The sequence below is a fragment of the Moritella marina ATCC 15381 genome, assembly GCF_008931805.1.
Taxonomy (GTDB): domain Bacteria; phylum Pseudomonadota; class Gammaproteobacteria; order Enterobacterales; family Moritellaceae; genus Moritella; species Moritella marina.
In genome coordinates, this window is record NZ_CP044399.1 from 2,757,911 (window position 1) to 2,770,726 (window position 12,816).

Consider the following 12,816-nt stretch of genomic DNA (forward strand, 5'->3'; position numbering starts at 1 on the left):
TTGATACTAGATCTTATCACTACCTCAAACAAGGTAACTGATCACAGATGTAGAATAAAATAATCAACACCATCACCTCTACAGATTCAAAACCAAGCAGATTAGACCTAGGTATAACTAATGATATTGTGAATAGTCACAGACTTATCCGTCACATTACGATAGCCATGTGCTTGGTTAGCATCAAATTTAACGCTCTCACCTTGCTTTAAAGTATGCCACTGCTGTGTAATACCATCAGCGGTTAGTGCCAAAAAGTATTCCATCGAACCATCAACAGCAATAATGTGCTCTATGACGCCCGCATTGTGTGGCGCCGAGATATGCTGACGTTGTGGATCTAATGTTATTTGGAACACTTCCATTTTAGTCACTGCATCATAAGGAAATAGCGTCACAACCTTAATATCATGTTCGTTATTTTCTAATGTATTTATAAAAACAGAGCTTTGCGTTTTAGCTAGTTCCAAGTCAGTTAAAAAATAAGACAGTGGCAACTCAAAACCATTGGCTATATTCCATAATCGCACCACCGTAGGACTCGATTCACCCCGTTCGATTTGTCCAAGCATCGCTTTAGATACCCCAGTATGCTGACTGGTTTTATCTAAACTCCAACCTTTATGACTGCGTGCTGCTTTAAGACGAGAACCGATCGATGTATGAATATTAATAATAATGCCTCTTGTAAGCGAAATAGCGATAATGATAATAGCGCTTGTGCGTTATAACATACAGTGTTATTTTAAAGATACACCCCGTGCGTTATAGCGCACGACAAATGACCAATCCAAACACGACAGGGATTGCATTACAAGGAATAGAACGAATGGATAGTGTCATTTTAAACCGTGTAAATATGGGGTTTATTGCAGCCTTGGTCGGTTTTACCAGTTCAATTGCCCTGATATACCAAGCCGCCAGCAATCTCGGTGCTGACTTAGTCATGGTTTCAAGTTGGGTGTTTGCGCTAGGACTGGGGATGGGTATCACGTCTATTGGTTTATCTATATATTATCGCACGCCGTTATTAATCGCTTGGTCAACACCGGGAGCGGCATTGCTCATCACCAGTACCCAAGGTTTTAGTATTAACGAAGCCGTGGCCGCTTTTATCTTCTCGGCTTGCCTCATTACCCTATCAGGTGTTTCAGGGCTATTTGAAAAATTAATGAACCGTGTGCCACTACAAATCGCCAGCGCCATGTTAGCAGGGATCTTACTGTCTTTTGGTATTGAAGTATTCAATGTCATGAACCAGTCTCCGCTGTTGGTTGGACTGATGTTTGTCAGCTTTTTAATCAGTAAAGCACTCGCGCCTCGTTTTGCTATGCTGACTATTTTAATTGCCGGGATCGCCTCGGCATGGTTACAAGGATTGTTTGTCGTGCCTGAATTGACGTGGACCTTAGGGCAATTGGTCTATGTCGAACCAGAGTGGAAAATAACTGCACTCATCAACATCGGTTTACCGCTATTTTTAGTCACCATGGCAACGCAAAATATGCCCGGTATCGCCATTTTAAAAGCTCACGGTTATCATGCTCCGGTATCCAAATTAATGACGGTAACAGGCATAACGAATATACTCATCGCGCCTTTTGGTGGTTTTGGTATTAATTTAGCCGCGATCACAGCCGCAATATGTATGTCAGAAGATGCCGATAAAGATCCCCAAAAACGTTATTGGGCAGCAGTCAGCGCAGGGGGTTTTTATCTATTAATGGGCTTATGCGCGTTAAGCCTAATGACCTTGTTTCAGGCTATGCCTACGGCCTTAATCATGGCGCTGGCCGGTATTGCGCTCTTTTCCACCATTGGTGGTAGTTTGCAGCATGCCTTTATTGAATCACCTTATAAAGAAGCCGCATTGATGACCTTTTTAGTCACCGCCTCTGACTTTACTTTATGGAATATAGGCTCTGCATTATGGGGAGTTGTGGCGGGATTAATCACTATCTCAGTAACAACATTGATTACAACAAAAAAGGGGCCGTAATTGCGATTACAATTACTTCCCCCTTTCTTGTTTATTAATTTAATTATACATTCGAGTATGATTAAGCTTGTTGTTCTTGCTCATCAGACTCAAACCAGCGGTAAACAAGACCTGCTAATATCGCACCGACAATTGGCGCAATCCAGAATAACCACAGTTGCGACAACGCCCAATCACCTTGGAAAATCGCTACACCAGTACTACGTGCAGGGTTAACCGACGTATTGGTCACTGGGATACTAATTAAATGGATCAAGGTTAAACCAAGACCAATGGCTATCGGTGCAAAACCAGCTGGAGCACGTTTGTCCGTTGCGCCTAAGATAATAATCAAGAACATAAACGTCATGACGATTTCAGTTACTAATGCCGCAACTAAGCTATAACCACCAGGAGAGTGTTCGCCATAACCATTCGAAGCAAAACCAGCGCTAGCATCAAATCCAGCTTGACCACTAGCAATCACATATAAGGTTGCAGCACCGGCAATACCACCGAGTACCTGAGCTAAAATATAAGGTCCAAGTTCAGCTGCTGAAAAACGACCACCAGACCAAAGTCCAATTGAAACGGCTGGATTTAAATGACAACCTGAAATGTGGCCAATCGCGAATGCCATCGTTAATACCGTCAAACCAAAAGCCAGTGACACACCTAATAAGCCAATGCCGACATCAGGAAATGCAGCCGCTAATACCGCACTACCACAACCCCCAAGAACCAACCAAAATGTACCAATAAACTCAGCACCGAGCTTTTTTGTTAATGTCATTATTTATTCCCTTATATATTTTCATAACCACTTATCATCGTTGAAAGTCGTTTCATTCGAAACTAGCATTTCAGCGTGTAATTGGTCAAGTGAGTGTTCACATCTATTTGAAATACATAAATAAACTTAGGCTAAATATAAAATAACCAATGCTTACCAAACGTTTAAATATTAACTTAGCATAGTTTAAAATAGCTCAAAACGTCAGTTTGGCGCCCACGCTAACTTGTCCTTGCCACATTAAATCCGCATCAACTAGCCACTTACAGTTGCCGCTATTACAAAATAACGACTGCGAACTACTAATAAACGTGGCATACCCACGCACATCCGCAAACAACGCAAAATTGGTAGTGAATTGATACTCAGCGCCGCCGCCAATACTCATCGAAAAATTAGTTTCATTAGAGAAACCATTATCTGGGCGCATCTGCGTTAAGCCAGCACTGGTGGTAATATAAGGTCTAAATTTACCTTGAGGGAAGTACAATGCGCCGCCTAAATGTAAGTAGTCAATGTCTAACTTGGTTATCTCAGGTTGATTTAGGTTATCGCCAATACTAAATTCTGTCGATTGATGACTATAAAGTAAATAAATACTGCCTGGGTCTGGCGTTGTAATTCCAGCCATCACACCCCAATGCTCGGACTCAGCAATCTTAACCGAGCTTTCAGCTTGGCTAGTGCTGTCTACGGTGGAAAAATCACTGGTTCCAAAAGCGTAACCACCAAACGGCGCGACAAATGATTCTGCGGCCACGTTCCCTGTGTGCATCAACACACTCATCGCCAACATGCTAACGCCAAGTCTTTGCTTATACTTCATCATACATCCTGTAATAACGTGATTGACTGTTAAAAATATAGCACTACTACAAGTTTAACGGCATAAACGGGATCACTTTTTAACAAAAAACGATATACTCCCCTGCTTAATCACCCTTGGTTTCATCATTCGAGAGACAGATATGCTGCATCAGACGTTACAACACTACTTTGGTTATGATCAATTCAGAGAAGGCCAAGAAGCTGTCATTAACAATATCGTCAGAGGCGATTCAAGTGCAGCCATCTTTCCAACGGGATCAGGAAAGTCGTTATGTTATCAAGTATCGGCATTACACCTGCCTAATTTGACCTTAGTTATTTCCCCCCTATTAGCCTTGATCCAAGATCAGCTATTATTTTTAAAAAAGCATAATATCGCCGCCGCTAAAATTGATTCGAGCATGTCTGTCGATGAAGTACGCGATACCATGTCAAAAGTACGCGAAGGCGAAGTGAAGATCTTAATGATTTCGGTCGAACGTTTAAAGAACGAACGCTTCCGAAAATTCATCAAACAAGTACCAATCTCGTTATTAGTGGTGGATGAAGCCCATTGTATTTCAGAATGGGGACATAACTTTCGTCCCGATTACCTGAAACTACCGCAATATCAAAAAGAACTGAACATTAAGCAAGCCTTGTTATTAACCGCAACAGCAACCCCATCGGTTATCAAAGACATGGAAACCAAGTTTAATATCGCCCCTGATAATATTATTAAAACCGGTTTCTATCGCGCTAACCTTAGCTTGTTAATGCACCCAATTGCTCAAGAGAAAAAACTCCACGCACTCACCCGCTGGCTAGGTAAGAAATCGGGACAAGCCTCTATTGTCTATGTCACTCTGCAAAGAACCGCAGAAGAACTGGCGGCAGCCTTACAAGAGTTTGGGATTGAAGCGGTCGCTTATCATGCCGGTATGTCCACAGATATACGTGAAGAAGTACAACAAAAATTTATGCACAATGGCATAGATTGCATTGTTGCCACTATCGCTTTTGGCATGGGCATTGATAAAAGTAATATCCGTAACGTCGTGCATTTTGATTTACCAAAATCCATTGAAAACTACAGCCAAGAAATTGGTCGTGCCGGCCGTGATGGCAACGACTCACAATGTCTGGTATTAGCTAATTTAGACAACCAAAGCATCCTCGAAAACTTTGTTTATGGTGATACTCCTGAACTAAATGGGATTGAAGCGGTACTGAGCGAAATCCAATCTGCGGGCACTGAGTGGGAACATACTTTATACGGATTATCCATGAGTAGTAACCTGCGCCAAGCACCGTTAAAAACTTTACTGGTGTATTTAGAAATGCAGGGCATTATCAAACCTCTGTATTCTTATTTTGCGGAATATCGCTTTAAGTTCTTAAAAGATCCAGCGCAAATACTGAACCAATTTACCGATGAAAAACGTGTCTTTATTGAAGAAATATTTAACGCATCGCCAGCGAAACGCACTTGGGCAACGGTTAACTTTGAACGCATGAGCGAAGGCTATCAAGAACAACGCAGTCGCGTGATCACCGCGCTAGAGTTTTTGCATGAACGTAATAGCATCGTGCTAGAAAGTAAATTGATGACCGATGTATATCAAATATTAAATTCGCGTTTTGATAGCCAGCAATTAGCCACTAACCTGCATAAGCAATTTGCCCACAAAGAACAAAGTGAAATTAAGCGTGTGCATGCAGTTGGTCACTACATTCAAAGTACACAATGTTTGAGTAAAGGCTTATCAACTTACTTTGGTGATGATAAAGCACCGGTGCAATGTGGCACATGCTCTGTCTGTCAGGGCCGTATTGCACAACTACCACAACCAGCAAGTATGCCAGCGTTATCAGCTGAACAAGTGGCAGAGCTAAGCCAAGCGTTTATCAGTGCTTGTGATAAACGCCCTACGCCTGTATTAACCACACGTTTCTTATGTGGCATCAGCACACCTTTATTCATGAAGATGAAAGCCAAAAAAATCAGTAACTTTGCAGCCTTGCAAGCTTACCCTTATCAACAAATATTAACGCTACTCACTAACCAGCAATAACGTTACTTCCGCACAAAAAAATAGCGCTGCAGATGCTGCAGCGCTATTTTCAGTTCATCATTCCAAACTAAGCTTGAAACGGCTCACACGATTTATTCGTAACAACTAATTATAGTGCTTGAAGCGCTAATTCATAGTTAGCTTCATCAGTGATTTCAGCTACTAATTCGCTATGTGTAACAACACCTTCAGCATTGATACATACAACAGCACGCGTTGTTAAACCACGTAATGCGCCATCAGGGATTGCAACGCCGTAAGCTTGTGCAAACTCAGAGCTACGGAATGTTGATGCGTGCTGCACGTTTGCAATGCCTTCAACTTCACAAAAACGACCTGTCGCAAATGGTAGATCTGCAGAGACACATACTACTACAGTATTTTCTAGCGTTGCAGCAGCTTCATTGAAAGCGCGCACACCAGCAGCACATACTGGCGTATCGATACTTGGGAAAATATTTAGTACAACTTTCTTACCTTGTAAGCTAACAAGTGTTAAATCAGACAAGTCGCCAGCTGTTAATGAAAATGCCGGTGCTAATGAACCAACTGCTGGGATTGTGCCTGAAATGTTTACTGCGTCGCCTTGAAAAGTAACTTGAGTCATATTTTTATCCTTTTTATTAACTGAATACGATTAATACAAACCGCTTAAATTGATCTAGATCAACAAATTGAGATGAAATATATATGCTTGTGCAAGCCATGTATACGCCTAATATGTAAGAAATTGTCAGGTCATACCTGTTAATCATTCGAGCTTAAATTAAAATGGTTATAAAAAAAGGGCGATGCATTAACTGCATCGCCCTTTTTGTACCTCGCGGTTAACTACTCAGTAGCTAACTTCAGGGTAAAGATATTACACCAGTTTTTTAAGTGCGTTAGCAACGAATTCAACTTGTGGACCAATCACGACTTGAACAGCAGTTTTACTTGGCTTGATTACACCAGGTACGTGGCGCTTAAGTTCAGCGTCATTTACTAAAGATGAATCTTTAACATCAAGACGTAGACGTGTTGCACAGTTATCAACGTGTACTAAGTTGTCTTTACCACCAACAAGTTCGAAAACTTTAGCAGCAACGTCAACGTGTGATGCTTTACCTGCTTTAGCCGGAGCTGTAGCTTCTTCACCAGCATCTTCACGACCAGGTGTTTTAAGGTCAAACTTAACGATGATAGCGCGGAATGCAACGTAGTAGATTACGAAGAATGCAGCACCTTGAACAAGCAACATGTACCACTGTGTAGCAAGTGGGTTACGTGAAGACAATACTAAATCAACTAGACCTGCACTGAAACCGAAACCTGCAATCCACTGCATTGATGCAGCGATGAATACAGATACACCCGTTAAAAATGCATGTAGTACGAATAGCACTGGTGCAACGAACATGAATGAGAATTCTAGTGGCTCTGTAACACCAGTGAAGAATGTTGCGAAACCAGCAGCCATCATGATAGATGTTACTTTGGCTTTGTTTTCAGGTTTAGCAGTATGGATGAACGCTAACGCTGCACCTAATAGACCAAACATCATGATTGGGAAGAAACCAGCTTGGTACATACCAGTAACACCAACAGTTGCGTTGCCGTTTTCTAGTGATTGTGCGCCACCAAGGAAGTTAGGAATATCATTAATACCAGCAACGTCAAACCAGAATACTGAGTTAAGTGCATGGTGAAGACCAACAGGGATAAGCATACGGTTAAAGAATGCGTAGATACCAGCGCCTGTAGGACCCATATCTTTAATGCTAGTACCGAAAGATACTAGACCATCAAAAATCATTGGCCAGATGTACATAAGTACAAACGATACGCCCATCATAACGAAAGACGTTACGATTGGAACAAGACGACGACCACTGAAGAATGTAAGTGCTTTAGGCAGCTCAACTTCACTGAAGCGGTTGTAAAGTTCAGCAGAGATAACACCAACTAGGATACCAACGAATTGGTTGTTGATTTTACCAAATGCAGCCGATACTTGGTCAGCGCCAACACCTTGGATAGCAGCAACTGCACCCGGTGAAAGTAGCGTTGTCACAACGAGGAAGCCAACAAGACCAGCAAGCGCGGCTGAACCGTCTTTGTCTTTTGACATACCATAAGCAACACCAACAGCAAATAGCAGAGACATGTTATCAATGATTGCAGCACCAGATTTGATGAAGAATGCAGCAAGCATGCTTTCGCCGCCCCATGCAACCGGATCAATCCAATAACCAATACCCATTAATACAGCAGCAGCAGGTAGAACTGCTACTGGAACCATCAGTGCACGACCAATTTTTTGTAAATAGCTAAACATAACAGCCATCATCCTTATCTTAAGTTTAAAATCCAATTAAATGTTTTGTTCTTGTTATGAAACTGTAGCAGTTCCATTACAAGAACAGACTTTGTACTTACTTCACAACTTATTTCGTAATGTAAAGTAAGAACGCGTTAATGACAAACCAAATTCACCTTTAATTCCCTGCACTGTGATCTATTTCAACCATTTGAGCAGAAAAAGACAAGTTTTGATGGCTGGATCTGAAAACTTAATTTACAATTAAAAAAAAGTATCAATTATCCTTTAAAAACTATAGAGAGTATCGCATGAGATTAATCCCTTTAACTACCCCTGCTCAAGTCGGTCGCTGGAGCGCTGCACATATCGTTAATAAAATTAACGCGTTTAATCCAACTGCAGATAAACCATTCGTTTTAGGTTTACCAACTGGCGGTACTCCACTTACTACATATAAAGAACTAATCAAATTATACCAAGCTGGTGACGTTAGTTTTAAACACGTAGTTACTTTCAATATGGATGAATATGTTGGTATTGATAAGCACCACGCAGAAAGCTATTACACATTTATGCACAGCAACTTTTTCGATCACGTAGATATTCAAGCAGACAACATTAATCTACTAAACGGCCAAGCTGAAAATTTAGAAGCTGAATGTCAACGCTACGAAGACAAAATCAAAAGCTACGGTAAAATCAACCTATTCATGGGTGGCGTAGGTGTTGATGGTCATATCGCATTTAACGAACCAGCATCATCACTGGCTTCACGTACACGTGTTAAAACACTGACTGAAGATACACGCATTGTTAACTCACGTTTCTTCGACAATGACATTAACCAAGTACCTAAATTAGCATTAACTGTTGGTGTGGGTACATTACTAGACGCTGAAGAAGTACTTATCCTAATTACAGGTCATAACAAAGCGCAAGCACTACAAGCTGCTGTTGAAGGTTCTGTTAACCACCTTTGGACTGTCACTGCACTGCAATTACACGCAAAATCAATCATTGCTTGTGATGAACCTGCAACGATGGAATTAAAAGTTAAAACAGTACGTTACTTTACTCAGCTAGAAGCACAAAACATTCAAAGCTTTATTGCGGAGTAAGTCTATGTATGCACTCACTAATTGTACTATCTACACAAACGACAGTGTGTTAACTGAGCACTGTGTAATTGTCGATGGTGAATACATTCATGATCTTGTTACGCTTGCTAATTGCCCTGCTGATATTAAAAAGATTGACCTTGCTGGCGCCAGCTTAACCGCTGGTTTCATTGACCTGCAGCTTAATGGCTGTGGTGGTGTCCTATTTAACACGGATATCAGTGTTAAAACGCTTGAGATCATGCAAGAAACCAATGAACGCTTTGGTTGTACCAGTTACTTGCCTACGCTAATCACGGCTACCGATGATGCAATGAAATCTGCAATCGATACCATGACAGCTTATTTAGCTAAGCACAGTAACCAAGCGCTGGGTTTGCATTTAGAAGGGCCTTACCTTTCTGTTGCGAAAAAAGGTATTCATAGCAGTGACCTTATTCGCCGTAGTGAACAAGCAATGATCGACCACATCAGCAGTAACAGTGCCGTGATTAGCAAAGTAACCTTAGCACCAGAAAATACTGACGCGGCACATATTAGCCAATTAACCGCAGCAGATGTTTTAGTATCCGTTGGCCACACCAATGCTACGTATACCGAATGTATGCAAGGCTTTGATGCGGGTGCTCGTTTTGCTACTCACCTGTTTAACGCGATGACGTCTATTACTGGTCGTGATCCGGGGGTGGTTGGGGCGATTTACGATCATCAAGACGTTTACGCCGGTATTATCGTTGATGGCCACCATGTCGATTACGCCAATGTGCGTATGAGTCATAAGCTAATGGGTGAAAAATTAGTCTTAGTGACTGATGCAGTTGCCCCTGCCGGTGCTAACATCGAATCTTTTGACTTCGTTGGCACAGAAGTGTTCTATCGTGATGGTAAATGCGTTGGTGCCGATGGTACACTAGGCGGCTCAGCATTAACTATGATCGAAGCGGTTGAAAACACAGTGAAACACGTAGGCATACCGCTAGATGAAACACTGCGCATGGCAAATCTATACCCAGCAAAAGCAATCGGTGTAGAGGATAAGCTTGGTAGCATTGCTAAAGGCAAAGTAGCCAATTTAACCGCCTTTGATGCAGACTTCACTGTAATCAAAACGATCGTCAACGGACAAGTGAAAAGCTTCTAATTATGAAACATAGCCCAGTCGCAAATATTGAATTTATAAAACAAGTGAATACCGCCTCTGTTTATCGCCTTATCGATGAACAAAAGCAAATTTCACGTGTTGATTTAGCAAAACTTAGTGAGCTCGCGCCTGCTAGTATTACTAAAATGACACGCCAATTAATGGCGTCTGGGTTAATTAAAGAAGTCGCACAACAAGCCTCTACAGGTGGTCGACCTGCTATCTCACTCACTTGCGAGATAGATCCATTTGTCTTTCTGAGTTGTAAGCTTGGTCGTAATAATTTAACGATCGCCTTGCATGATATTGCAGGGATTAAGCTCAGCAGCTATCGTGTTGCGTTAAGCACTGCGCCAAACAACGATGTGATCCCGTTTTTATTAACACACATAGCTGATTTTATTAGCGCCAATATCGATTCAGCGAAACAAACGCTAATCGCCATTGCGGTGACATCTCCAGGTTTAATCGACCGTGAGTCTGGCACCATAGTGTACTTACCGAAACATAACTTAAAAGATATCCCACTTGGGAAAATGATCACTAAAGCATTTAATGTACCCGCTTTTATTGCCAATCATACCCAGTCGTTATCTTTGGCTGAACTATATTTTGGTGCAGCGCAAGATTGTGAAGACAGCGTCTTACTGTCGGTACATGATGGTGTTGGCTCTGGTATTATCAATAACGGTAAAATCTTTACTAATTACAATAACCAAGTCGGTGAAATCGGACATATCCGCATTGACCCTCTTGGTTTGCCTTGTCACTGTGGTAGCCATGGCTGCTTAGAAACATCGCCTCTAATGAAGCAATTCTAAAACAGGTCACAGGCTTAATTAAGCAAGGTCATGAGACTGCATTAACACTTGAAAATCTAAGCATTGAAACTATTTGCAGCGCAGCAAACAACGGTGATGAATTAGCAGTGCAAGTATTGCAACGTGTCAGTAAATTGCTCGGCCAAGCCATCGCGATTATAGTCAATTTATTTAACCCACAGAAGGTGTTAATTAAAGGCGAGATCGTCGCAGCAAAAGCACTTATCTTCCCGATTATTGAACACAGCGTACAACAACATGCTTTAGGCAGTTTCGTACCGAACCTCGTAATAAGTGAAGCAGAGTTTCAAAATGAACCATCAATGGCTGGAGTAGCGCTAGTACGCAAATCACTATTAGAAGGGGCATTACTAAGCCATATCATCAATGAGCAAGACGCCTAGTCTAGTCCAGTTCTGTATCGCTCATAACGCGTAAATACCACAACCCAAATGACATCCGTTCGTTTGGGTTATCCCTTCTTCCATTGCTTATCATTATTACTTTTATTTGTTATAATCCACTTTATTCAGCACTGCTGGAACATTCCCTTTATTGACTGTTAATGAGTATCAATATGCATTTTGATGACAATATCCGCATGGTTTTCTCGACTGAAACTGGCCGTATTAAAGAAGAAAAACAAGTTGAAGTGGCACCTGAAGGTGACGGTATCGTGCGTATTCGCCGTGAAACAAAAGGTCGTAAAGGCAAAGGCGCGACGACAATTAGTGGCATCGATTTACCTGAAAAAGATTTAAAAGCACTGGCGAAAGAATTGAAAAAGAAGAGTGGCGTAGGCGGCAGCGTTAAGGACTTCATCATCGAAATACAAGGTGATCAACGTGACATGGCTAAAGCATTCTTAGAAAAAAAAGGCTACACAGTAAAACTTGCAGGTGGCTAAGCTTACTATCGTTATCAATGCGCGAGTGTAAATGGAAGCGCATTGATAATGCTCGTACGTACTTATCTCTAATCATGAAGCTGAATATCAGAGTTATCATTGTAGCTATAGTTCAACGCAGTATGACTATCTCTAGATACCTCTATATTATCAGTCCATTCTATATAGGTATTCGTATTGCCTAATGGCTGAGGATATAAAAATGGCATTGCATTATTATCTATCCTGCCATCAAAATAATGCCCCCCGCCCCTGTTATTATCAGGCCAGTCAGAATGATCCGGTTCCTCACCAGTATTACTGCAACCAGCCAAAAATCCAAACATCACAATGGTTATCATAATAAGTTTCATCATTCACTCCTCATTTTATTGCGAATACAACTAACGATGAATCAATTATAAATTAACTATAGCCCCAACAACGATAGCCGTCACCTTAACAGCCCCTTCTATACACCTTTAAACACTTGTCATTTTTATCAAATCAAGGCACCATGACCTTGTCGGTAGTGATCGGATGATCCACTGTACGACATAATTCTCAGGGCGGGGTGTAATTCCCCACCGGCGGTAATAATCAGGTATACGATCCTGTCGTAGCCTATTTCAGCCCGCGAGCGCCTAAGTGGCTTCTTATTTATAGTATCTGTTGATGTATAAATTTCCATTTAGGGTCAGCAGATCTGGTGAACGCTATGCCATATAGCCTAGTCCAGAGCCGACGGTAATGAACATATTCATCGAATGTGTCTAAGTCCGGATGAGAGAGAATATAAGATACGTTAACGTCTGCCTTGGTAGATGGCTAATAACGTATCTCTAATTCTGCACGCCCTGATTCTGGAACCCCATATTTTTATAGTTGTATATTA

At 41.5% G+C, this 12,816-nt stretch carries 11 protein-coding genes, 1 pseudogene and 1 riboswitch; of the genes and pseudogenes, 6 read left to right on the top strand and 6 right to left on the bottom strand.

Features of this window, described 5'->3' with window-relative positions:
• Positions 1-107: 107 nt before the first annotated feature.
• Positions 108-680 (bottom strand): helix-turn-helix domain-containing protein, encoded by a 573-nt coding sequence (locus tag FR932_RS12315; protein WP_026032003.1) that lies wholly within the window; start codon positions 678-680, stop codon positions 108-110.
• Between the two features lie 149 nt (positions 681-829).
• Between FR932_RS12315 and FR932_RS12320 the strand changes: the two genes are divergently transcribed.
• On the top strand, positions 830-1,999 hold the full coding sequence (locus FR932_RS12320; RefSeq protein WP_019439400.1) for a benzoate/H(+) symporter BenE family transporter: 1,170 nt from the start codon (positions 830-832) through the stop codon (positions 1,997-1,999).
• Between the two features lie 61 nt (positions 2,000-2,060).
• Here the strand turns inward: FR932_RS12320 and aqpZ are convergent, their stop codons facing one another.
• Together aqpZ and FR932_RS12330 are read right to left on the bottom strand one after the other, a co-directional pair.
• On the bottom strand, positions 2,061-2,771 hold the full coding sequence (aqpZ, locus tag FR932_RS12325; protein ID WP_019439401.1) for an aquaporin Z: 711 nt from the start codon (positions 2,769-2,771) through the stop codon (positions 2,061-2,063).
• Positions 2,772-2,967: 196 nt separating this feature from the next.
• Positions 2,968-3,597: an outer membrane beta-barrel protein gene (locus tag FR932_RS12330; RefSeq protein WP_019439402.1), complete on the bottom strand. Its 630-nt coding sequence runs from the start codon at positions 3,595-3,597 to the stop codon at positions 2,968-2,970.
• 142 nt (positions 3,598-3,739) lie between these two features.
• Here FR932_RS12330 and FR932_RS12335 point away from each other — a divergent pair, with 142 nt between their 5' ends.
• Positions 3,740-5,653 carry a RecQ family ATP-dependent DNA helicase gene (locus FR932_RS12335; RefSeq protein ID WP_019439403.1) on the top strand — a complete coding sequence of 638 codons (1,914 nt, stop codon included), beginning with the start codon at positions 3,740-3,742 and terminating at the stop codon, positions 5,651-5,653.
• Between the two features lie 109 nt (positions 5,654-5,762).
• Here the strand turns inward: FR932_RS12335 and tpx are convergent, their stop codons facing one another.
• Entirely contained in the window at positions 5,763-6,260 is a 498-nt protein-coding gene (gene tpx / locus FR932_RS12340) for a thiol peroxidase (protein WP_019439404.1), read from the bottom strand.
• A gap of 255 nt (positions 6,261-6,515) precedes the next feature.
• Complete coding sequence (nagE, locus tag FR932_RS12345; protein ID WP_019439405.1) at positions 6,516-7,979, bottom strand: N-acetylglucosamine-specific PTS transporter subunit IIBC; 1,464 nt, start codon at positions 7,977-7,979, stop codon at positions 6,516-6,518.
• A 284-nt stretch (positions 7,980-8,263) separates the two neighbouring features.
• Here nagE and nagB point away from each other — a divergent pair, with 284 nt between their 5' ends.
• The 4 genes and pseudogenes from nagB (at position 8,264) to yciH (ending at position 11,942) form a co-directional block, all read left to right on the top strand.
• Complete coding sequence (gene nagB, locus FR932_RS12350; RefSeq protein ID WP_019439406.1) at positions 8,264-9,073, top strand: glucosamine-6-phosphate deaminase; 810 nt, start codon at positions 8,264-8,266, stop codon at positions 9,071-9,073.
• A 4-nt stretch (positions 9,074-9,077) separates the two neighbouring features.
• On the top strand, positions 9,078-10,214 hold the full coding sequence (nagA, locus tag FR932_RS12355) for an N-acetylglucosamine-6-phosphate deacetylase (RefSeq protein ID WP_019439407.1): 1,137 nt from the start codon (positions 9,078-9,080) through the stop codon (positions 10,212-10,214).
• Between the two features lie 161 nt (positions 10,215-10,375).
• A pseudogene (locus FR932_RS12360) lies at positions 10,376-11,439 on the top strand (ROK family protein).
• A gap of 161 nt (positions 11,440-11,600) precedes the next feature.
• Positions 11,601-11,942: a stress response translation initiation inhibitor YciH gene (gene yciH / locus FR932_RS12365; RefSeq protein WP_019439409.1), complete on the top strand. Its 342-nt coding sequence runs from the start codon at positions 11,601-11,603 to the stop codon at positions 11,940-11,942.
• 68 nt (positions 11,943-12,010) lie between these two features.
• Here yciH and FR932_RS12370 read toward each other — a convergent pair whose 3' ends face one another.
• On the bottom strand, positions 12,011-12,298 hold the full coding sequence (locus FR932_RS12370; protein WP_240532317.1) for a hypothetical protein: 288 nt from the start codon (positions 12,296-12,298) through the stop codon (positions 12,011-12,013).
• Positions 12,299-12,477: 179 nt separating this feature from the next.
• A riboswitch (FMN riboswitch) is annotated at positions 12,478-12,720 on the top strand.
• Positions 12,721-12,816: the final 96 nt, after the last annotated feature.